Genomic DNA, 21,910 nt, shown 5'->3' with positions numbered 1-21,910 from the left:
AATCAGACGAAACAGAAAGTTTCCGATGTGACGGATTCATTTGCAGAATTGATGAACAAACTCTCAGGCAAGGATGATATGCAGAAGAGGACTGACGAAGCAATTGTTTGCACGAAACAGGAGAATAAAGAAACCAAAGAAGCTTCAATTCCCTCAGACATCATTACCCCGGACTCTAGAGGTGTTGGAGTGATAAGACCTCCATCTCCATCCGAAATCGGAGTTGGGGAAAAATGCATTAGCCAAAGGCTAAGAGTCATGCAGTCAGGGCCAATCCCAGGTTTGTCAGCGCCTGGTCAATAAAATATTTGTATGAGAAAATATATATATAAAGCAACAGTCATTGCTATATCAGTTTATGCAGGATATTGGCTGGGTATCTATAAAAACAATCAATACACTATGGAGTATATGAATTTCTTAAATAGTCAGTATATTGCAATAAGAGCAGCCAATGGAATTCATGGCATATCAAATATGAAAAATCATATTATGAATAAAAATCTTTTACTTTGCGAAATGAAAAAGGAAGTTTCTCGTCTTTCAGAAGATTGGATGGATTGCAAATCTGATAAAGCTTGTTCAAAAGAGGTTGAGGGTGGGTTTTTTTCAAAAATCGATGGAATAATATCTGAATTTAAAAATGAAACCTGCGAAGATAACTAATTACCAAAATACCATCAAATTCAATACTATATTAGCGAGCAGCATGCAATCCTAACTGTAAGCACAATACAAATAACAAGCAGATCATCCCTATCCACTACCAACAAAGCGCCCCCAAAAACAGAGGGGCCAGGTGGCCTGGGCCGCCAAGCTGGACCCCTGGGGCAATGTGCTGCAGGAGTACAACCCGCAGGGCATCCACCAGGCGATCCGGCTGCCGGGGCAGCACCATGACAGGGAAACGGGGCTGTATTACAACCGGCATCGGTATTACGATCCGGTGCTGGGGAGTTATATCAATCAGGATCCGATTGGTTTGATGGGTGGATGGAACTTATCTGGATATTCAGAAGGTTCTCCCTTGAATTATTTCGATCCAGTCGGACTCGCCACAAAGGAGCAAGTTGATACAGCGGTTAACGTGCTGAAGGGGCAATTCCCCGAAATACTAAAAACACCGAAATCAGTTACTGGCGTTGTAGGTTTATCTGGAACGCTTGGGCAAGTTCTTGCCGGCAGAACAGATCTTAGTGGGAATATTCAATACAACGCAGATATTTATGACGAAGACGGCGTTTCCATGTGTGATAGTAAATTAGATGATTTTCTTCAAACAATGGCGCATGAAATGCAGCATTTAAACGAGAGTGTTTTTGATAGAATTGGATTAAGTACGGGTCAGCTACTGAACAGAATTTCGCCAAAATTTTCTAGCATCGAAGATATTATTGATCATAATGCAGATATTATGTATCAATCCACCATAAATAAATACAAAAGCATTATAAATGGTGAAAAATAAATTGATTATTAGAGTAATAATATATATAGCTCTAGCATTGTGTATATTATTATTGATACTTGGAGATTTTAGCCGTGGAATATAAATAAACTTCGTGATCAATGATATTGCAGATGGAACAAAATAAATTACGTTTTCCTATAAAAATAGGGCATGCCTACTGGAAAAATTTGCATTCCCCCTAGGACATAGAAATGAATATGCAAAAAAAAAGGGGCAAGCAATTTTACTTCAGGCTTTGTTGGACGAAATAAGAGGCAGTGGCATTATTTACATCAACAGCAAAGACAAGTCAGTTAGAAGAAAAATTTCCGAGGATTTGAAAAATATCCAGATTCATCTGCTACTGAGTAAAAAGCCCTTTACTCCAGGAGCGAGCAGGGGAAAGATGTTCTTTTTTCGAACATGCCCACGCATGGCAGGATGACCATGCAAACTCCGGATGAATCGCAGTCATACAGTTGCTTTGAGAAAATTTATTATCAGAATAATGCTCAATAAACTTCCCAAATAATCTCATTGCAGTGTTATTATAAAGATTTTTTATGGATTTCAACATTTACTATTTAATGATGAACTTTTATTGAAAGGAGTTTTCTGGAAATAATCAAATATATTTGTCAATTTATTCTGGCAATTCTGAATAACACATTCCATTTCCAAGAGGGACACATGACCGCAAAAACCACCCAAACCCTGATCCGCATCCTGCTCGCCACCCTGTCTCTCTCCGCAGCCATTGCCACCTACGCCGCGCAGTGCCCGCTGATTCCCGATGGCAATGCCACTCTGGAAGAGTCCGAGAGAGCTGCACTGCTCAGCGAGTTCAAGTTCGAGGCGCTGGACAAGGAACTGGCCCGCAGGCACAAGAAGAATCTTTCTTCCTCGGGCGGGGACTTGTTGACCATGCGGGATCTGCTGGGAATGCAGCAACTGAGCCTGCAGGAAGAGAACGTGATGCGCATGTGGGCGGATCAGCAGCCCAAGTCGTTCTTTGCCCAGCTCAATGCGGGCCTCTATTACGGCAACAAGGCATTTGGCGCCCGCGGCAACGCGCCGGCTTCCAGTGTGACGGGCAGCCAGTGGAACAGTGTCAAGCAGCTCAGCGCGAAGGCCCAGCCGTATCTGCAAAAGGCCATGGCGCTGGATGCCCGCTCGGCCTTGCCGCAGACGATGCTGATTGGATTGGCCGCGATGGAAAACCAGGTGGGCGGACGTACTGCGGCGCAGTGGCTGCAGGCGGCCGATCAGGCCGATCCCAAGAACCTGGCGGCCCGCGTCAATGCCCTCAATTACCTGAGCCCGCGCTGGGGCGGGTCCTTGGAGGGCCTGGACCAAATGGTGTCACAGGCCGTGAAGTCGCTGCCTTCGGCCAGCGCCAGCTATCTCCAATACAACCTGGTGCTTGCCAAGGCCAGCCATTACGAAGTCATGGAGAAGGACAAGAGCAAGGCCCAGGCCCTCTACAAACAGGCCAAGGACATGTGCGAAAACTCGGAGGCCGCACGGGCGGGCATGGTCAGGACGTACCAGTAATCAGGAAACAAGGCAGGCCCAAAGGCCTGCCTTGTTTTATCGCCCACAGCCTGCGGGCACACACACCCTCAAAACGTCGCCGAAGGCAGATCCTGCCGACTGAACACCAGCGACACCTTGGCTTCTTCCGGAATGGGCGGCAGTGAAGCATCCCATTGCTGCCAGGCTGCGCGTAGCTCGGCCAGGCGCTGGGGCTCGCGGTCGCGCAGGTTGGCGCGTTCGCGCGGGTCCTGGGCCACGTTGAAGAGGTATTCCACGCCTTCGATCTGCAGGTATTTCCAGTCGCCGCGCACCAGGGCGCGCTGGGCGCGGTGCTTCATGCGCCAGCACAGGTCGCGCTCGGGGTTCCAGGCGCCATCGTCCATCAGGGGCAGCAGGCTGATGCCGTCCAGCGGGTAGTCGGCGTGGCCGTGCACGCCGGCGGCGGCCAGGAAGGTGGCCGACCAGTCCATGGTCAGGTTGGGGGTGTCGCTGACGGCGCCTGCCGGCATGCGGTCAGGCCAGCGAGCCACCAGGGGCACGCGGATGCCGCCTTCGAGCAGGTCCATCTTCTGGCCGATGAAGGGCCAGTTGTTGGAAAAGCGTTCGCCGCCGTTGTCGCTGGTGAAGACGATGAGCGTGTTCTCGGCCATGCCCTTTTTCTCGAGCGCGTCCAGCACCCAGCCAATGCCTTCGTCCATGTGGTGGATCATGCGCTGGTAGGTCTCGATGGTGCCGCCGTCGGTGTGCTTGCCGAAGCCGCCGATGCGCCGCGATTCCTCCAGGTCGTCGCGCGTGAGCCAGGGCCAGTGCGGGGCGCTGTAGTGCAGGGACAGGTAGAAGGGCTTGTCGGCCGTCTGGCGCTCGACGAAGTCCACGGCGCGGCGGCTCAGCAGGTCGGTGAGATAGCCCTCTTCCTCGTGCGGCTCCTCGTTGATCCAGAAATCGGGGCGGCCGCGCGGGTCGCAGTGGGCGAAGTAGTCGGCGCCGCCTGCGTGAAAGCCGTAGAACTCCTCGTAGCCCGACATGCGCGGGCCGAAATGCGGCGGGTAGCCCAAGTGCCATTTGCCGACCAGGGCGGTGGCGTAGCCGGCGTCGCGCAGCAGCGAGGCCACGGTGGGATGGTCGGGCGGCAGGCCCAGCACTTTGTCGCCGTGGACGCTGGCAATCGGCTCCTCGGCCGCGCCGCGCAGGCGGTACTGCCAGCGGCCCGTGGCCAGGGCAAAGCGCGTGGGCGAGCACACGGCCGAGTTGGAATAGCCACGCGTGAAGCGCATGCCCTGCGCGGCCATGGCGTCCAGGCGGGGCGAGACATCGGTGGCGCGGCTGTGCGCATCGCGCGCGCCCGTGCAGCCGAGGTCGGCGTAGCCGAGGTCATCGGCCAGGATGAAGATCAGATTGGGGCGCTGGGTTGCCATGGGAGCCAGGAGACAGTGGATGCGTTGGGAAAGGGAGTATCGCCAAAACGGCGGTGCCTCAGGGCCACAGGCCCTAGTGGCGGCTTCAGTCGTTGGTCAGGTGGATGCGCTTGACCAGGGCGGCCCACTGCGCGGACTGTCCCTTGGCGCGCGCCTGGGCCTCGGCCACGGTGGAGCCGACCATCTCGATGTCCAGGGCCTTGGCGCGTTCCTTTTGCTCGGGCGCGCGGATGGCCTCGTTCATGGCATCGACAAAGCGCTTTTGCACAGCGGGCGGCACGCCCTTGGGTGCGGCCAGCAGGATCCAGAAGGTGCCGTCGAACTCGGGAAAGCCCGACTCGGCAATGGTCGGCAGCTCGGGCGCCAGTGCCGAGCGCGTCTTGCCCGAGGTGGCCAGGGCGATCAACTTGCCGCTCTGGACCTGGGGGAAGACCGTGGGGCCGGCCAGGAAGCCGCAGTCCACCTGGCCGCCCAGCAGGTCCTGCATGGCCGGCGCCGGTCCCTTGTAGGGTACGTGGACCATCTTGGCGCCCGAAGTGGCCAGCAGCGATTCCATGACCAGGTGGCCCGGCGAGCCCGCCCCGCCCGAGGCATAGGTCAGCTCGCGCGTCTTGCTGGCGGCCACCATGTCCTTGACGGACTTGAAGCCCGTGCCCGGGCCGCACACCAGGGTCTGCGAGAAGCGCGCGGCCACGACCAGGGTTTCCAGCGCGTCGGCCTTGTAGCCCATGTTCTTGTAGACATGGGGGTTGACGGTAAGCACGGGGTCCATGGCCCACAGCCAGGTGTAGCCATCGGGCGCGGAGCGTGCGACCTCGGCCGCGCCGATGTTGCCATTGGCGCCGGGCTTGTTGTCCACGACCACGGCCTGGCCCAGCGCCGCCTGCATGGCGGCGGCCACGGGGCGCAGAGAGATGTCGGACGGGCCGGCCGGCGGATTGGGCACGACGATGCGGATGGGCCTGGCCTTGGGCCATTCCTGGGCCAGGGCGGGCGCCGCGCACAGCACGGCGGCGGTCAGGGCCACGGCGGCACGCGCCAGGGCTGCGAGGGGGCTGGGCATACTTGTCTCCTTGTCGTTGTCTTGCGGCCAATGTACGCAGGCCGCAGACAATGCATCTAATCCATCATCCCTAGCGTAAACCCGAAACCGGCCCGCGAGTCCATGACCGACCTCCACCGCTGGCGCCACCCCGCCGTGCTCGACGACATGTTCCTCTACCACCTGGCGCGGCTGCAGGCGGCCGCTGGCAGCCGCGTGGTGCGCCTGTGCGAGGGCCGCTACGGCATTACGCGGCGCGAGTGGCGCATGCTCTGCCTGCTGGCCGAGGCCGGGCAGCTGCAGCCCTCGCAGCTGGCCGAGCAGGCGCAGCTGGACCGCACGCGCACCTCGCGCGCGGTCACGGCGCTGCTGGCCAAGGGGCTGTTGTGGAAAGAGAGCCAGGTGGGCGATGCGCGCCGCGCGCTGCTGCGCCTGAGCGACACGGGCCGCGCCCTGCATGCCGAGCTGTTCCCGCAGGTGCAGGCCATCAACCGCGAGCTCATGGACGCCGTGCCCGAGCCCGAGCTGCAGGCCATGGCCAGCGCCTTTGCCCGCATCCGTACCCGGGCGCGGGAGCTGGAGGCCAGCAGCCCGCCGCCCAAGGCGCCGCGCAACCGCAAGAAACCGGCAGCGCCCTGACGCCAAGGCCCAGGAGGTCAATCACCCCTGCAGGTACACCACATGCGTGTGCGTGTACTCGTACAGGCCGTGCTTGCCGTCGGCCCCGCCCACGCCGGACTTGCGCACGCCCGCATGGAAGCCCTGCATGGCCTCGAAGTTCTCGCGGTTGATGTAGGTCTCGCCGAAGTCGATTTCGCGCATGGCCTGCATGGCCTTGGACAGGTCGCGCGTGTACAGCGACGAGGTCAGGCCGTACTCGCAATCATTGGCCAGGGCGATGGCCTCGTCCAGGTCCTCCACCACCTGGATGGGCAGTACGGGGCCGAAGATTTCCTTGCGCATGATCTCCATGCCGGCATGGCAGCCGGCCAGCACCGTGGGCTGGAAGTGAAAGCCCGCGCCCAGGTCTGCGGCCTGCCCGCCCGTGACCAGTTGCGCGCCGTCGGCGATGGCCTGGCGCACCTTGGCCTGCACGCTGTCCAGGCCCTTTTGGTTGATCAGCGGGCCCATTTCCACGTCGGGCCGCGCAATCGGGTCGCCATAGCGCGTGGCGGCCATGGCCTGGGCAATGCGGGCCGTGAACTCCTCGGCCACCTGGCGCTGCACGTAGACGCGTTCGGCGCAGTTGCAGACCTGGCCGGTGTTGATGATGCGCGAGTCGCGGATGGCGCGCACGGCCAGGTCCAGGTCGGCATCTGCCAGCACGATGGCCGGGGCCTTGCCGCCCAGCTCCAGGTTGAGCTTGGTGATGTGGGGCGCGGCGGCAGCCGCGATGCGCTCGCCCGTGGCCACGCTGCCCGTGAAGCTGACCATGTCCACGCCCGCATGGCCGGCCAGCGCAGCGCCCGTGCCACCCTGGCCATAGACCACGTTGAACACGCCGGCCGGCAGCTCGCACTGGGCCAGCAGCTCGGTGAAGGCATGGCAGTTGATGGGCGTTTCCTCGCTGGGCTTGATGACGATGGTGTTGCCCGTGAGCAGGGCCGGCGCCATCTTGCGGGCGATCAGGAAGAAGGGAAAGTTCCAGGGCAGGATGCCCGCGACCACGCCCAGCGGCTTGCGCAGCAAAAAGATCTGCTCGTTGGCCCGGTCGCTGGTGATGACCTCGCCCTCGATGCGGCGCGCCCATTCGGCCATGTAGTCCAGGTAGTCGGCGGTGAAGTTCACCTCCACCTCGGCCAGGCCCAGGACCTTGCCCTGCTCCTCGGTGATGGTGCGCGCAATGCGCGCGGCGTTGTCGCGGATGCGGGCCGCCACGCGGCGCAGGTACTGCGCGCGCTCCACGGCCGGGCGGCGCGCCCAGGCCTTGTGGGCGCCACGCGCGGCGGCGATGGCGCGGTCCACATCGGCCTGGCTGGACAGGGGCGAGCGCGCCAGCACCGCGCCCGTGGCGGGGTTGGTCACCTCATGCAGTTCGGCGCTGTCGGTGAAGCTGCCGGCGATGAAATTGCGCAGCACGGTAGGGGATGCCATGGAGTTCTCCTTGGGTTCAGTAGGTGCGGGATGCAGCGGCCGCCTGGTCCGTGGCTTGCGTGGCGCGATAGCGACCCAGGTTGGCCAGCGCGGCCTGGCGCAGCAGGCTGATGTCGATGCCCACGGCGATGAAGCGGCAGCCCCAGTCCGCATAGCGGCGCGCATCTTCCTCGCGCGGCGCGAGGATGCCGCAGGCCTTGCCGGCAGCCAGCGTGGCCTCGACGGTGCGGCGTATGGCCTCCTGCACCTCGCCCTGGCTGGCGTCGCCCGCATGGCCCATGCCCGTGGACAGGTCGGCGGGGCCGATGAAGACGGCGTCCACGCCATCGACGGCCGCGATCTCGGCCGCATTGGCCACGCCCCGGGGCGACTCGATCTGCACGATCAGGCACAGCTGTTCATGCGCTGTGCGGATGTAGTCGGACACGGCATCCCAGCGCGTGGCCCGCGTCAGGCCGCCGCCCACCCCGCGCACGCCGTGGGGCGGGTAGCGCATGGCGCGCACCAGTTCGCGCGCCTGTTCGGCCGTCTCCACCATGGGCACCATCAGCGTCTGCACGCCCACGTCCAGCAGCTGCTTGATGAGCACGGTGTCGCCCTGCACGGCGCGCACCACCGGGTGCGTGGCGTAGGGCGCCACGGCCTGCAGCTGGCCCAGCAGCGTGGGCACGGTGTTGGGGGCATGCTCGCCATCGACCAGCATCCAGTCATAGCCCGTGGTGGCGATGATCTCGGCCGCATAGGGCGTGGCAAAGCCGGCCCAGATGCCGTACAGCGGCTCGGCGCGCCGCAGCGCGGCCTTGAAGGGGTTGGCAGGCAGTTGCATGGCGGGCTCCTTCAGTGCGTGTACGGGCGGTGCAGGGCGCACTCGGGATTGAGCTCCACGCCGAAGCCAGGCCTGTCCAGCGCCGACAGGCGCATGCGGCCGTTGACGGGCACGGGCTCGCCCAGCAGTTGCGGATGGAACATGGGCACGACCTCGTCGGCCTTGGGGGCCATCATCAGGAACTCGGCAAACGGGCTGTTGTGGCGCGTGGCCACGAAGTGGTAGCTGTAGACGCTGGAGCCATGCGGGATGACCAGGGCCTGGTGGGCATCGGCCAGGGCCGAGATCTTGAGCAGCTCGGTGATGCCGCCGCACCAGCCCACGTCGGGCTGGATGATGTCGCAGCAGCCCATCTCCAGCAGCTGGCGAAAGCCCCAGCGCGTGGCCTCGTGCTCGCCCGTGGTCACCAGCATGCCGGTGGGCACGTTCTTGCGCAGGGCCGCGTAGCCCCAGTAGTCGTCGGGCGGCAGGGCCTCCTCGATCCACTTGAGGCCATGGGCCTGCGCACCCTGGGCCAGGCGCGTGGCGTAGTTCACGTCCAGGCTCATCCAGCAGTCCAGCATGAGCCAGAAGTCCGGGCCCACGCGCTCGCGCATGGTGGCCAGCTCCTGCAGGTTGCGGCGCAGGCCCTCCTCCCCTTCGGCCGGGCCGTGGTGCAGCGGCATCTTGCCGCCGATGAAGCCCATCTTCTGCGCCAGGTCGGGCCGCGCGCCCGTGGCGTAGAACTGCAGCTCGTCGCGCACGGCGCCGCCCAGCAGCTGGTGCACGGGCTCGCCGCGCACCTTGCCCAGCAGGTCCCACAGCGCCAGGTCCACGCCCGAGATGGTGTTGATGACGATGCCCTTGCGGCCGTAGTACAGCGTGGACAGGTACATCTGGTCCCAGATGCGCTCGATGTCGGTGACCCGGGCGCCTTCGAGAAAGCGCGCCAGGTGCTTTTCGACGATGTAGGCCGCAGGCTCGCCGCCCGTGGTCACGGCAAAGCCCACGCGTCCGGCGCTGTCCTCGATCTCCACCACCAGCGTGCCCAGCACGTTGATGCCGAAGCTGCGGCGGCTTTGCCGGTACTCGGGATACTTGGCCATGGGCGTGGCGATGTGGTCGTCGATCCAGTGGCCGTCAGACTGGTCGTGGTAGTCGGCGCCGCCGCCCTTGAGCGTGAAGGCGCGCACCTGCTTGATGGTGGGGATCTGTGTCATGTGTTGGTTCTGCTCCGTGTGCAAGTGGTTCAGGCGGCGGACGGTGCGGCCAGGGCCGGCGCCAGGCGTGCGCGCACGCCCAGCACCAGGGCCGCAGCCAGCAGCGTGGTGCCGGCCAGCAGGTACAGGCCGGCCGCCGGGGAGTGGAAAAAGCCCTCGGCCCAGTTCTTGACGATGGGGGCGATGAAGCCGCCCACGGCGCCGAGGGAGTTGATGAAGGCGATGCCGCCAGCGGCCGCAGCGCCGGCCAGCGTGTTGGCGGGAAAGGTCCAGAACACGGGCTGCACGGCGATGAAACCGGCCGCCGCCAGGCACAGCGCGGCCACACCCAGCAGGGGGCTGGAGAAACTCACCGATGCAGCCATGCCCACGGCAGCCATCACCAGCGTCAGGCTGGCGATGCCGCGCGGCTGGCCTGTTCGCTCGGCATGGCCCGGAATCCACCAGGCGGCCAGCAGCGCGCACAGCCAGGGAATGGCCGAGACCACGCCCACCAGCAGGCCCACCTTGGTGCCCAGCAGGCCCGCCACCTGGCTGGGCAGGTAGAACACCACGCCATAGACGCTGGCCTGGATCAGCAGGTAGATCAGCGCCAGGTAGAGCACGCGCGGCTGGCACAGCGCGGCCAGCAGGCTGTGGCCGTGGCTGCCCTTGGCGCGCTCTTCGCTGTCGAGAATGTCCTGCAGCAGCGCCTTGTCCTCGCGGCTGAGCCAGGTGGCGTCGGCGGGGCGGTTGTCCAGGTGGAAATACGCCCAGATGCCCACGGCCACCGCCATCAGCCCCTCCACCGCAAACAGCCACTGCCAGCCGTGCCAGCCGCCCATGCCGTCCAGCTCCAGCAGCAGGCCCGACAGCGGGCTGCCGAAGATGAAGGCCAGCGGCGCGCCGAAGTAGAAAAAGCCCATGGCCTGCGCGCGGTGCGCTACCGGGAACCAGTAGGTCAGATACAGGATGACGCCGGGGAAGAACCCCGCCTCGGCCACGCCCAGCAAAAAGCGCAGCACGTAGAACGTGGTCTGGTCGTGGGCGAACATCATGGCCGCCGACACCAGGCCCCAGGTGACCATGATCCGGCACATCCACATGCGGGCGCCCACGCGGTGCATGATCAGATTGCTGGGCACCTCCAGCAGCGCATAGCCTGCGAAGAACACGCCCGCGCCAAAGGCGAAGGCCGCATCGCTGATGCCGGTATCGGCCTGGAAGGCCACCTTGGCAAAGCCCACGTTGGCACGGTCCAGGAAGGCCATGATGTACATGAGCAGAAGAAAGGGCAGCAGGCGCCAGGAGATCCTGGCGAGCAGGGGAGCGGGGAGTTTTTTCATGACGGTCCTGAAGGCGATGGAGAGCCATCACGCCCGCAAAAATGGGGGCGCTGAAGGCGTGCTTTTTCGGAAGGCGAGAGGCGGCTGCGGCTTGGGTGCCGGTCGCATCAGCGCGTCATGAAACAGGCGATGGGCTGTGCATGTCTTGTCTCCTGGATTGGGTCTGTTTTTTCTTGTCGCAGGGCCAATGTACGGCGCATGATCGATGCTCAACAAATCGAATTTCGGTCACATCCGATACCTTGCGCTTATGCCTGCGAACACGCCCGAATCCGCCCCGCCCGTGCTGCACCGCAGCCTGCTCAACCGTCTGCGCTACAAGCACCTACACATGCTGGTGGCGCTGGGATCGAGCCTGAACCTGCACCGCGCATCGCTGAGCCTGGCCATGTCCCAGCCTGCGGCCACGCGCATGCTGCGCGAGATCGAGGACATGTTCGGCTGCCAGCTGTTCGAGCGCCTGCCGCGCGGCATGCGGCCCACGGCGCTGGGCGCGCAGCTGGTGCGCTTTGCCGAGGCCTCGCTCAACAGCCTGGACCGCTGCGCCGAAGACCTGGCCGCGCGCCGCCAGGGCGGCTACGGCTACCTGTCCATCGGCACCATCATGGGCGCCGCACCCGACCTGGTGATGACGGCCGTGGCCCGCATGAAGACGCAAAGCCCGCAGCTGCGCCTGCGCATCATGGGCGACACCAGCGACCAGATCCTTCGCCTGCTGGACCAGCGGCGCATCGACATGGCCATTGCGCGGCGCAGCCCTGCAGCCCACAGCAGCAGCTACAGCTTCGAGGAACTGGGCAACGAGCGGCTGCTGGTCGTTGTGCGCAGCGGCCATCCGCTGACACGCCGGCGCAAGCTGGGCTGGCAAGAGCTTGTCGGCGACTGGCCCTGGATACTGCAGCCGACCACCAGCCCCGCGCGCATCGCGCTCGATCAGCTGCTGCAGCGCCTGGAGCTGCCCGTGCCGGCCGACATCATCGAATGCAGCTCGGTGTACTCCATGCAGCAGCTGGTGCAGCTGACCGACGCCGTGATGCTGCTGTCCGAATCCGCGCTCAAGGACTATCTGCGCATGGGCCTGGTCAGGGCGCTGCCGGTCTGCATCGACGTGCCCATGGCGCCCTTCGGCATCCTCACCCGCACCGATGACGCGCCCACGCAGGAGCAGCAGCGCTTTATCGCGCTGCTGCGTGCGCAGGCCCAGGGGCTGGCTCAGGCGGGTTGAGCCAGCACCTGCCCCATCGCGGCCTGGAACCTCGGATCCAGCATGGCGCTGACGTTGCACCGCGACCAGCGCGAGACGGCCGAGGGATCGACATGGAAGACACGGCCCGGCGCCATGCTGAGCTTGCGCGGCACCAGTTGCTCGGCCAGCCGCAGCGAGTCCTGCACACCTGGGAAGGCCACCCACAGGTACAGGCTTTGCGGGCTGCGCGCAAAGACTTCGCAGCCGTGGGCATCGAGCCAGCCCAGCGCCTGGGCCGTGGCCTGGCCCAGCTTGTGGCGCAGGCGCACCAGGTGGCGCTCGTAGTGGCCTTCGCGCAGCATCACGTCCACCATGCGCTCGCAGTACTCGGAGCCGCTGACGTGGATCAGCGCCTTGAGGTCGGCCAGGTCGCTGGCCAGCGCGTCGTTGCAGGCGATGAAGCCCACGCGCAGCGCGGCCGAGAAGGACTTGGAGAAGCTGCCGATGTAGATGGTGCGCTCCAGCTGGTCCAGCGTGGACAGGCGCACGGCCGAGGTGGGCTTGAAGTCGGCCAGCGGATCGTCCTCGACGATGAGCAGGTTGTGGCGCTCGGCCAGCTGCAGCACCTTGTAGGCCTTGGCGGCCGAGATGTCCGAGCCCGTGGGATTGTGGGCCAGCGACTGCGTGAAGAACAGGCGCGGCCGGTGCTGGGCCAGCAGTGACTCGAGTGCGGCCACGTCGGGCCCGTCGGCCAGGCGCGGCACGCCGACCACATGGGCGCCGGCCAGCCTGAGCTTGCCGAACAGCGGGTAGTAGCCGGGCTCGTCCACGAGCACGGTGGCCCCCGGCGGCACGAAGTAGCGGATGACCAGGTCCATGGCCTCGTTGGCGCCATGGGTCAGCACCAACTGGCCCGGCGTGGCCTGCAGGCCGAAGTCGCCCAGCTTGCGCACCAGGCTGTCGCGCAGCGGCGCATAGCCGTAGCGGCTGCCGTAGCGGAACAGCGATCCCAGCCCCGTGCGCACCACCTTCTGGTGGTAGCGGTCCAGCCGCATGTCGGCCAGCCATTCCACGGGCGGAAAGCCGTCGCCCACGCCCACGCAGTCGGGCTGGGTCTTGAGCTGCTCGCGCATCAGCCAGACGATGTCCATGGCGCGGCCCAGCTGGCCCGCGTCCTCATCGGTGCGCTGGGCACCGCGCCCCGTGCCCAGCACGTAAAAGCCCGAGCCCCGGCGCGGCTCCACGATGCCGCGCGAGACCAGCAGATCGAAGGCCGAGACCACGGTGTTCTTGGCATAGCGGTGCAGCTGCGCCAGCTCGCGCAGCGAGGGCAGCTTGTCGCCAGGGCGGTACACGCCGTCGGCGATCTGCTGGCCGATCAGGTCGGCCAGCTTCTCGGCAATGGGGGCCGAGCGCCCTCTGGTGTCTGCCATGCGCCCTCCGTTCATGTTGCAGTGCGATGGTACTGTTCCCCGAAACTGTACCTTTTGAAAGCGGTACAGTTTTCCTACAGTCCGGCGACCAGAGTTTTGATCCGAGGAGATGTCTTCCATGGTTGCCGATTCGCGCCTGCCCAATTTCCGTGCCCTCACACCGGCCCAGCGCCGGGATTTCCTGGCCGATGCCTGCGGCCTGTCCGATGCCGAGCGCGCCCTGCTCGCCGCCCCCGGCGCCCTGCCCCTGGCACTGGCCGACGGCATGATCGAGAACGTGTTCGGCAGCTTCGAGCTGCCGCTGGGCGTGGCGGGCAACTTCCGCGTCAACGGCCGCGACGTGCTGGTGCCTATGGCGGTGGAGGAGCCCTCGGTGGTGGCCGCCGCCTCGTACATGGCCAAGCTGGCGCGCGAGGACGGGGGCTTTCAGACCTCGAGCACGCTGCCGCTGATGCGCGCCCAGGTCCAGGTGCTGGGCGTGACCGATCCGCACGGCGCACGCCTGGCCGTGCTGCAGGCGCGTGCGCAGATCATCGAGCGCGCCAACAGCCGCGACAAGGTGCTGATCGGCCTGGGCGGCGGCTGCAAGGACATCGAGGTCCACGTCTTCCCCGACACGCCGCGCGGCCCCATGCTGGTGATCCACCTGATTGTGGACGTGCGCGACGCCATGGGCGCCAACACCGTCAACACCATGGCCGAATCGGTGGCGCCCCTGGTCGAGCAGATCACGGGCGGCAGCGTGCGGCTGCGCATCCTGTCCAACCTGGCCGACCTGCGGCTGGCCCGCGCCCGCGTGCGGCTCACGCCGCAGACCCTGGCCACGCAGGAGCGCAGCGGCGAGGAGATCATCGAAGGCGTGCTGGACGCCTATACCTTCGCGGCCATCGACCCCTACCGCGCGGCCACGCACAACAAGGGAATCATGAACGGCATCGACCCCGTCATCGTGGCCACGGGCAACGACTGGCGCGCGGTCGAGGCCGGCGCCCATGCCTATGCCAGCCGCAGCGGCAGCTACACCTCGCTGACGCGCTGGGAAAAGGATGCCGGCGGCGCCCTGGTCGGCAGCATCGAGCTGCCCATGCCGGTCGGCCTGGTCGGCGGCGCCACCAAGACCCATCCGCTGGCACGCCTGGCGCTGAAGATCATGGACCTGCAGTCCGCCCAGCAGCTGGGCGAGATCGCCGCCGCCGTGGGCCTGGCGCAGAACCTGGGCGCCCTGCGCGCCCTGGCCACCGAGGGCATTCAACGCGGCCACATGGCCCTGCATGCCCGCAACATCGCCCTGGTGGCCGGCGCCACGGGCGACGAGGTCGATGCCGTGGCGCGCCAGCTGGCCGCCGAGCACGACGTGCGCACCGACCGCGCGCTGGAAGTGCTGGCCGAGCTGCGCGCCAGGGCCTGACCAGCGCGCGGCCACACAAACAAAAACCCAAGGAGACACACATGACAAGCAAGGATCCCGCCGACTGGCGGCTGGCCGAGGTCTGGGGCGACACCGTGGACCTGCGCCACCTGGCCTGGGCGATTGCCATCGGCACCGGCATCAGCGTGCTGGGCTTCTACCTGGCCAGCCGCTGGCTGGCCACGGTGGTCGAGTCGCGCCAGCTGGCCCACGCCTACGCCATGCTCGCGGGCCTGGCAGGCTGCGTGATCGCCGGCGTGATCTGCGCACGCGCCTTTCCGCCCAAGCGGGAAGTGACCGAGCAGGACACCTCGAACGACCCCGAATGGCGCCGCGAAGTGCTGGAGGAACTGGCCCGCCAGCCCGGAGGCCTGGGCACGGTGCAGGACCTGCCGCCCGCCGTGGTGCAGGAACTCAAGGAGCTCAAGCTCTACGAGCTGTTCGCCGACAAGGCCGGGAGGGCATGAGATGGAAACCCTGCTGACCAATGACATCGCCGTCGCGGCCGCCATGGGACTGATAGGCGCCGTGGTGTTCGCCGCCATCGGCCTGGTCTCCGGCACGGACGAGACCACCACACTGGCCCCGCTCACCCTGCTGGTGGTGCTGCTGGGCGTGCCGCCCGCGGGCGTGTTCACCTTCTTCCTGGCCGGCGCCGTGGCCAAGCACATGACGCATGCCGTTCCCACGGCGCTGCTGGGCATTCCCGGCGACACGCTGGCCACGCCGCTGCTGCAGGACGCCAACATGCTGCGCAAGCTGGGCGTGCCACACATCGCGCTGCGCAAGATGGTCTCGGGCGGCATCGTCGCGGCCTTTGTCGCCGTGCCGCTGGCCGTGCTGTTCGCGGTGATGCTGGCGCCCTTCGGCAGCATGATCACCAAGACGGCGCCCTGGATCTTCCTGGCGGCGGCCCTCCTCATCGCCTACTTCTCGGCGGGGCGCTGGGCCTCGGTGATGCTGCTGATTCCGTTCGTGGTCGTCATCATTGCGCTGCAAAGCCTCACCGCCAAATACGAGGTCAAGCTCAGCATCAGCTACTTCCTGGGCATTGCCATCGGGCCGCTGATCGCCGACCTGTTCACCGTGATCTCGCCGGCCGGCCGCCAGCGCATGCTGCGCGACAAGGTGCGCCAGTTCAACCTGGCGCCCGACGTGAAGGGCTGGTCGGGCTACTTCCCCAACCCGCTCAAGGTGCTGGACCGCGTGCAGACGCGCTGGACGCTGGCCACGGCCACCATCTCCAGCGCCACCTTCGTCTTCAGCCCCGTGGCCATGACCGTGGTGCTGGGCGAGCTGGTGGGCTCGCGCATCAAGCATGCCTACCACCGCCTGACCACGGTGCTGAGCGCGCGCAACGGCGTGACCGAGGCCACCTACATCGCCGAGGCGCTGATCCCGCTGATCGCCTTCGGCCTGCCGCTGAGCCCCGTGGCCGCCGGCCCCGCCGCGCCGCTGTTCAACGCGCCGCCGCGCTTCACCGTCGATGCCGCCACGGGCCAGGTGAACAACCTGCACAACCTGCTCAGCCACTGGGAGTTCCTGGGCTACGGCATGCTGGCCGTGGTGCTGGCGGCCCTCGTGTCCTACCCCTTCGCCATGAACTTCGCGCGCAGCGCGGCGCTGTTCGTCTCGCGCCGGGTCAGCCACGAGGCCATCATCGCCACCTTCGTGGGCCTGATCATCGTCATCAGCGTCTGGGAAGGCCAGTTGCTGGGCCTGCTCGTGATCCTGACCATGGGCCTGCTCGGCGGCCTGCTGTCACGCGGCTTCGGCTTCAACACCGGCGTGCAGTTCATGGGCTACTACACGGCCGTGCTGAGCGTGCCGGCGCTGGTGAAGCTGTTCTGATTTTTGCGCCGCAAGGGTCAGAACATTCTGAGATTTGGGGGCAGCGCCGCACCCGCCGCCCACAAGGCCCAAGGCCGTTGCCATACTGGGTCACCGAGGCCGCCGCACCGCTGGCGGCCTCTTCCTTTGTGTCTGGCTTCGTGTCTGGCTTTGTGTCTGTCGTTCCTGCGAGGTGCCCATGGGTCTGGCCCTGGTTCAAAGTCGTGCGCTGCTGGGGCTGGCCGCCCCGCGTGTCACTGTGGAAGTGCATCTGGCCAACGGCCTGCCGTCGTTCACGCTGGTGGGTCTGGCCGATGTCGAGGTCAAGGAAGCGCGTGAACGCGTGCGCTCGGCGCTGCTGAATTCCGGGCTGGAGTTCCCGAGCAACAAACGCATCATCGTCAACCTGGCACCCGCCGACCTGCCCAAGGATTCGGGGCGCTTCGACCTGCCGATTGCGCTGGGCATTCTCGCGGCCAGCGGCCAGATCAATGGCGATGCACTGGCCGAGTATGAATTCGCAGGCGAGCTGTCGCTGTCGGGCGCGCTGCGGCCCGTGCGCGGCGCGCTGGCCACGGCCCTGGCCCTGCACCGCCAGCAGGACGGCGCCCGCCTGGTGCTGCCGCCGGGCAGCGCGCAGGAGGCGGCCTTCGTGCCATCAGCCCAGGTGTTCTGCGCGCACCACCTGCTGGACGTGGTGCGCCGCTTCATCACTCGCTCGGCCAATGCCCTGGTGCAGGCGGAGCAGGACACGGACGGTGCCTGCTGCAGCGACGAAAGCGAGGACACCGGCGAGACCGACGAAACCGACGCCTTGCCGGCAGCAGGCGACACCCAGACATGCTCCGGCCCGGGCTGGCATGCGGTGCAGCCGCAGCCCGCTGCCCCAGTGCGCAGCAGCCTGGACCTGGCCGAGGTGCGCGGCCAGGCGCAGGCGCGGCGCGCGCTGGAAATTGCTGCGGCCGGAGGCCACGGCCTGCTGCTGGTGGGGCCGCCGGGCTCGGGCAAGTCCATGCTGGCCCAGCGCTTTGCCGACCTGCTGCCGCCCATGAGCGATGACGAGGCGCTGGAGGCCGCCGCCATCGCCAGCCTGGCCGGCCGCTTCACGCCCGAGCGCTGGCGCCAGCGCCCCACGGCCAGCCCGCATCACACGGCCAGCGCCGTGGCCCTGGTCGGAGGAGGCTCGCCACCGCGTCCTGGCGAAATCTCACAGTCCCACCACGGCGTGCTCTTCCTCGATGAATTCCCCGAGTTCGCGCGCAGTGCGCTGGAGGCGCTGCGCGAGCCGCTGGAGACCGGCCAGATCACCATCGCCAGAGCCGCCCAGCGCTGCGAATTTCCCGCGCGCTTTCAGCTCGTCGCGGCCATGAATCCCTGCCCCTGCGGTCACTGGGGGTCGACGGTGCAGCGCTGCCGCTGCACGCCCGACAAGGTGGCGCGCTACCAGGCGCGCATCAGCGGCCCGCTGCTGGATCGCATCGACCTGCATGTGGAAGTCGGCGCCCTGCCCCCGCAGGAGCTGCTGGCCGCGCGCTCGGGCGAAACCAGCGAGGCCGTGCGCGAGCGCGTGATCCAGGCCCGCGCGCTGGCCGTGCAGCGCCAGGGCAGCGCCAACCACCAGCTCCAGGGCCAGGCCCTGGACGACCACCTGGGCCTATCGCCCGAGGCCCTGACCTTCGCCCACAAGGCCGCCGCACGCCTGGGCTGGTCGGCCCGCAGCACCCACCGCGCGCTCAAGGTAGCGCGCACCATTGCCGACCTGGCCGGCAGCGCGGCAGTGGAGACGGGGCATGTGGCCGAGGCCATGCAGTATCGGAGGGTGTTGCGGCTGCCGTCATGAGCCGGCAGGCACCAGGCCTTGCGCATCGACAGCCGCAACATCCTGGTCGATCCCCAACACCTCCACGCAGGCATGCAGCGCAGGCGACCAGCCCTGGCGCGCGGGCACGACGAACCAGGTTTCCACGCGGGCGACTTCCTGGGCGAGTGCGCCGGGCAGGGCCGTGATGTGCACGCCGAAGCGGTGCTGCTGGGCCTGGACCACGCTGCGCGGCAGCAGGCCGTAGCCCATGCCGGCGGCCACGCAGCCGAGGATGGCATCCAGCGATCCCATTTCCATGATGCGTGCGGCCACGCCGCGCGCGGCCAGCAGCAGTTCGATGCGCTGGCGGTAGCTGCAGCCCTGGCGGAAGGCCAGGAAGGGCACGGCGCTGAGCTGGGCGGCATCGGGAAAGCGCGGCAGCGCGAAAGCCGTGACCAGGACCAGTTCTTCCTCGAAGACGCGCCAGCCCTGCAGGCGGGACTGGGGCGGCATGCCGGAGACGAAGGCGCAGTCCAGCCGCCCGGCAAGCAGGTCGGCCAGCAGCTCGGCCGTGGTGGCCGTGCGCAGCTCCAGGTCCAGGCCGGGCTGGGCCTGGTGCAGGCGCGCCAGCAGCGGCGGCAGGCGCAGCGCGGCCGTGGTTTCCATGGAGCCTATGCGCAGCGCGCCGGCGGCCCGGGAGCTGCCCTGCAGCAGCGCCAGCGCCTCGTCATGGTCGGCCAGCATGCGCCGCGCGTATTGCTCCAGCAGGCGGCCGGCAGGCGTGGCGTGCACGGGTGCGCTGCGCTCCAGCAGTTGCACGCCGGCCTCGTCCTCGAGCTTTTTCACATGGGCCGTCACGTTGGACTGCACGGTGTGCAGTTGCTGCGCGGCAGCGCCGAAGCTGCCGCTGTCGCAGACGGCCAGGAACATGCGCAGGGACTTCAGTTGCATCGCGGCTCCAGTGACATCCATCTTCAATCGAGATCAACGCCATCATTTTGAATCATTGGACATGATGGGCGGCAGCGCCTAATGTATGCCCATCCTCCCCGCATGGCGCCCACTCCCGTGATCCAACGCAACGAAACTTCCCTGCTGCTGACCGGCTTCATGGCCACGCTCAGCGGTGTCGGCCTGGCGCGCTTTGCCTACACGGCGCTGATGCCGCAGATGGTGCATGCCGGCTGGTTCAGCGGCGAGCAGGTGGCCTACCTGGGTGCGGCCAACCTGCTGGGCTATCTGATCGGGGCGCTGGCCGCCGCGCCGCTGGCCGAACGCCTGGGCGCGCTGCGCGTGCTGCTGTGGTGCTGGGTGGCCCTGGCGCTGAGCTTTGCGGCCTGCGCCTGGCCGCTGCCCATGCCCTGGTTCTTTGCCTGGCGCTGTATCTCGGGCATTGGCGGCGCCATCCTGATGGTGCTGGGCCCCTCGGTGGCCCTGGCGGCCACGCCCCTGCTGCGGCGTGCGGCCCTGGGACCGCTGATGTTCTGCGGCATAGGTGCCGGCGCCCTGCTGTCGGCCACGCTGATACCGCTGCTGGCGCGCCAGAGCCTGGGCGCCGTCTGGTGGGCGCTGGCGGCGGTCTGCGCCTGGGCCGGTTGGCTGGGCTGGCGCCATGTGCGGCGGCTGCCGGTGCCTGCGCCCATTGCCATCACGCCCCATGCCCGGCCCGTGCCCGCCGCGCCCCTGTGGACGCTGCCCGTGGTGCTGGTGATGCTGGCCTATATGACGGACGCCTTCGGCTTTGTGCCGCACACGGTGTTCTGGGTGGACTACCTGGCGCGCGAGCTGCAGTTGGGCGATGCCTATGCCTCCACGCAGTGGGCCGTGTTCGGCCTGGGAGCCATTGCCGGGCCGCTGGTGGCCTCGCTGTGCGCCACGCGCTTTGGCTGGTGGGGCACGACCACGGGCGCCTATGCGGTCAAGACACTGGCCATTGCCATGCCGCTGTTCTGGGTGGGATTTGCGGGGCATGCGACCTCGTCCTTTCTGGTGGGCGCGCTGTCGCCGGGCATGGCGGCCATCACCTCGGGCTACCTGATGCAGCTGATCGGCCCCGTGCAGCACAAGCGCATGTGGGGCTATGCCACGGCGGCCTTTGCGCTGATGCAGGCCGTGTCGGGGTATTTCATGGCCTGGAGCTATGCGGGCCTGGGCTCGTACCAGCGCCTGTTCGTCATCGGCAGCGTGTCGCTGCTGCTGGGCACGCTCATGATCGCCGCCAGCCGCGCCAGCGCGCGCCGGCAGGCCGCCGCATGAGTGCGCGGATTCGAGACAGGAAACAAGGAGTCGTATGAGCACCGCAAAGACCGCGTGGATGGCCCGACTGGGCATGCGCCATCCCATCATCCAGGCCCCCATGGCCGGCACGTCCACGCCCGCGCTGGCGGCTGCCGTCACCGAGGCCGGCGGCCTGGGCTCGCTGGGCATTGGCGCCAGCGGAACGGAGCAGGCGCGCCAGCAGATCGTGCAGACGCGCGCGCTGACCTCGGGCGCCTTCAACGTCAACCTGTTCTGCCACCGGCCGGCCCAGGCCGATGCGCAGCGCGAGGCCGCCTGGCTGGCCCATCTGGCGCCCGAGTTCGCGCGCTTCGGCGCCGCGCCGCCTGCCACGCTCAACGAGATCTACGCCACCGCCGTCGGCAACGCGGCGCTGCAGGCCATGCTGCTGCAGGAGCGGCCCGCCGTGGTGAGCTTTCATTTCGGGCTGCCTGAGCAGGGCTTCATCGACGCGCTGCGCGCGGCCGGCGTCGTGACCCTGGCCAGCGCCACGTCGCTGGACGAGGCGCGCCAAGTGGAGCAGGCCGGTGTCGATGCCATCGTGGCCCAGGGCGTGGAGGCCGGGGGGCACCGCGGCACGTTCGATCCCGCGCAGGACCGCATGATGGGCACCTTCGCCCTGGTGCGCGTACTGGCCCGCAACACGGCCCTGCCGGTGATCGCGGCGGGCGGCATCATGGATGGCGAGGGCATTGCGGCCGCGCTGGGCCTGGGCGCCTGTGCGGCGCAGCTGGGCACGGCCTTCATCCTCTGCCCTGAATCGGCCGCCAGCCCGGCCTTCCGTGCCGAGCTGCGCAGCGAACGCGCCCACCACACGGGCATCACCGCCGCCATCTCGGGCCGGCCGGCGCGCGGCATGGTCAACCGACTGCATGCGCTGGGCGCCAGCCATGGCCAGCCCCTGCCCGACTACCCGCGCGTCTACGACGCAGGCAAGGCGCTGCACCAGGCGGCGTCCGCCCAAGGCAGCTCCGACTACGCAGCCCACTGGGCCGGCCAGGGTGCGCCGCTGGCGCGCGAGATGCCGGCCGCTGCGCTGGTGCAGACGCTGGCCGGCGAATTGGCGCGCGCTCAGAGGGCCTGATCGC

The 21,910-nt window shown here is 66.2% G+C and carries 18 protein-coding genes and 1 pseudogene; 11 read left to right on the top strand and 8 right to left on the bottom strand.

Features of this window, described 5'->3' with window-relative positions; translation table 11 throughout:
• Positions 1-312: 312 nt before the first annotated feature.
• The 3 genes and pseudogenes from CLV01_RS28610 (at position 313) to CLV01_RS01865 (ending at position 3,004) form a co-directional block, all read left to right on the top strand.
• Positions 313-666: a hypothetical protein gene (locus CLV01_RS28610; protein ID WP_143289993.1), complete on the top strand. Its 354-nt coding sequence runs from the start codon at positions 313-315 to the stop codon at positions 664-666.
• 121 nt (positions 667-787) lie between these two features.
• Positions 788-1,057: pseudogene (locus CLV01_RS29865) on the top strand (RHS repeat-associated core domain-containing protein); the annotation flags it as partial.
• 1,083 nt (positions 1,058-2,140) lie between these two features.
• Positions 2,141-3,004, top strand: a complete 864-nt coding sequence (locus CLV01_RS01865) for a DUF4034 domain-containing protein (protein ID WP_099732490.1) — start codon at positions 2,141-2,143, stop codon at positions 3,002-3,004.
• Positions 3,005-3,072: 68 nt separating this feature from the next.
• Here the strand turns inward: CLV01_RS01865 and CLV01_RS01860 are convergent, their stop codons facing one another.
• On the bottom strand, positions 3,073-4,401 hold the full coding sequence (locus tag CLV01_RS01860) for a sulfatase family protein (protein WP_012202235.1): 1,329 nt from the start codon (positions 4,399-4,401) through the stop codon (positions 3,073-3,075).
• A gap of 85 nt (positions 4,402-4,486) precedes the next feature.
• A complete protein-coding gene (locus CLV01_RS01855; RefSeq protein WP_013800171.1) occupies positions 4,487-5,464 on the bottom strand; it encodes a tripartite tricarboxylate transporter substrate binding protein in 978 nt (325 codons plus the stop codon).
• Positions 5,465-5,566: 102 nt separating this feature from the next.
• Between CLV01_RS01855 and CLV01_RS01850 the strand changes: the two genes are divergently transcribed.
• The gene (locus tag CLV01_RS01850; RefSeq protein WP_013800170.1) at positions 5,567-6,082 is read left to right on the top strand and encodes a MarR family winged helix-turn-helix transcriptional regulator; all 516 of its coding nucleotides are present in this window, start codon (positions 5,567-5,569) and stop codon (positions 6,080-6,082) included.
• Positions 6,083-6,103: 21 nt separating this feature from the next.
• Here CLV01_RS01850 and aldA read toward each other — a convergent pair whose 3' ends face one another.
• Genes aldA through CLV01_RS01830 form a run of 4 tightly spaced genes read right to left on the bottom strand, consistent with a single transcriptional unit; the run spans position 6,104 to position 10,887 of the window.
• Positions 6,104-7,537, bottom strand: a complete 1,434-nt coding sequence (aldA, locus tag CLV01_RS01845) for an aldehyde dehydrogenase (RefSeq protein WP_099732491.1) — start codon at positions 7,535-7,537, stop codon at positions 6,104-6,106.
• Positions 7,538-7,553: 16 nt separating this feature from the next.
• The gene (locus CLV01_RS01840) at positions 7,554-8,363 is read right to left on the bottom strand and encodes an HpcH/HpaI aldolase family protein (RefSeq protein WP_099735007.1); all 810 of its coding nucleotides are present in this window, start codon (positions 8,361-8,363) and stop codon (positions 7,554-7,556) included.
• An 11-nt stretch (positions 8,364-8,374) separates the two neighbouring features.
• On the bottom strand, positions 8,375-9,562 hold the full coding sequence (rhmD, locus tag CLV01_RS01835) for an L-rhamnonate dehydratase (protein ID WP_016452099.1): 1,188 nt from the start codon (positions 9,560-9,562) through the stop codon (positions 8,375-8,377).
• Positions 9,563-9,591: 29 nt separating this feature from the next.
• Entirely contained in the window at positions 9,592-10,887 is a 1,296-nt protein-coding gene (locus tag CLV01_RS01830) for an MFS transporter (RefSeq protein WP_099732492.1), read from the bottom strand.
• A 250-nt stretch (positions 10,888-11,137) separates the two neighbouring features.
• On the opposite strand from CLV01_RS01830, the gene CLV01_RS01825 reads away from it, so the two are divergent.
• Positions 11,138-12,112, top strand: a complete 975-nt coding sequence (locus CLV01_RS01825) for a LysR family transcriptional regulator (protein WP_180288349.1) — start codon at positions 11,138-11,140, stop codon at positions 12,110-12,112.
• Here CLV01_RS01825 and CLV01_RS01820 read toward each other — a convergent pair.
• Positions 12,100-13,506, bottom strand: a complete 1,407-nt coding sequence (locus CLV01_RS01820) for an aminotransferase-like domain-containing protein (RefSeq protein ID WP_013800164.1) — start codon at positions 13,504-13,506, stop codon at positions 12,100-12,102. The two genes, CLV01_RS01825 and CLV01_RS01820, sit on opposite strands and share 13 nt — an antisense overlap.
• 118 nt (positions 13,507-13,624) lie before the next feature.
• Here CLV01_RS01820 and CLV01_RS01815 point away from each other — a divergent pair, with 118 nt between their 5' ends.
• The 4 genes from CLV01_RS01815 (at position 13,625) to CLV01_RS01800 (ending at position 18,584) form a co-directional block, all read left to right on the top strand.
• Complete coding sequence (locus CLV01_RS01815) at positions 13,625-14,914, top strand: hydroxymethylglutaryl-CoA reductase, degradative (RefSeq protein WP_099735008.1); 1,290 nt, start codon at positions 13,625-13,627, stop codon at positions 14,912-14,914.
• A 41-nt stretch (positions 14,915-14,955) separates the two neighbouring features.
• Positions 14,956-15,381 (top strand): hypothetical protein, encoded by a 426-nt coding sequence (locus CLV01_RS01810; RefSeq protein WP_099732494.1) that lies wholly within the window; start codon positions 14,956-14,958, stop codon positions 15,379-15,381.
• A 1-nt stretch (position 15,382) separates the two neighbouring features.
• Positions 15,383-16,765, top strand: a complete 1,383-nt coding sequence (locus CLV01_RS01805) for a tripartite tricarboxylate transporter permease (RefSeq protein ID WP_017405458.1) — start codon at positions 15,383-15,385, stop codon at positions 16,763-16,765.
• A 178-nt stretch (positions 16,766-16,943) separates the two neighbouring features.
• Complete coding sequence (locus tag CLV01_RS01800; RefSeq protein ID WP_099732495.1) at positions 16,944-18,584, top strand: YifB family Mg chelatase-like AAA ATPase; 1,641 nt, start codon at positions 16,944-16,946, stop codon at positions 18,582-18,584.
• Here the strand turns inward: CLV01_RS01800 and CLV01_RS01795 are convergent.
• Entirely contained in the window at positions 18,579-19,496 is a 918-nt protein-coding gene (locus CLV01_RS01795) for a LysR family transcriptional regulator (RefSeq protein WP_099732496.1), read from the bottom strand. The two genes, CLV01_RS01800 and CLV01_RS01795, sit on opposite strands and share 6 nt — an antisense overlap.
• Positions 19,497-19,598: 102 nt before the next feature.
• Between CLV01_RS01795 and CLV01_RS01790 the strand changes: the two genes are divergently transcribed.
• Positions 19,599-20,801 (top strand): YbfB/YjiJ family MFS transporter, encoded by a 1,203-nt coding sequence (locus tag CLV01_RS01790; protein WP_099735009.1) that lies wholly within the window; start codon positions 19,599-19,601, stop codon positions 20,799-20,801.
• A 34-nt stretch (positions 20,802-20,835) separates the two neighbouring features.
• Positions 20,836-21,906: an NAD(P)H-dependent flavin oxidoreductase gene (locus CLV01_RS01785; protein ID WP_099732497.1), complete on the top strand. Its 1,071-nt coding sequence runs from the start codon at positions 20,836-20,838 to the stop codon at positions 21,904-21,906.
• Positions 21,907-21,910 lie beyond the last annotated feature (4 nt).

Origin of the sequence: Delftia sp. 60 (assembly GCF_002754395.1) — a bacterium.
Classification (GTDB): Bacteria; Pseudomonadota; Gammaproteobacteria; order Burkholderiales; family Burkholderiaceae_C; genus Comamonas; species Comamonas acidovorans.
Note: the sequence above shows the minus strand (reverse complement) of the source record. Positions and strands in the feature narration are given on the sequence as shown.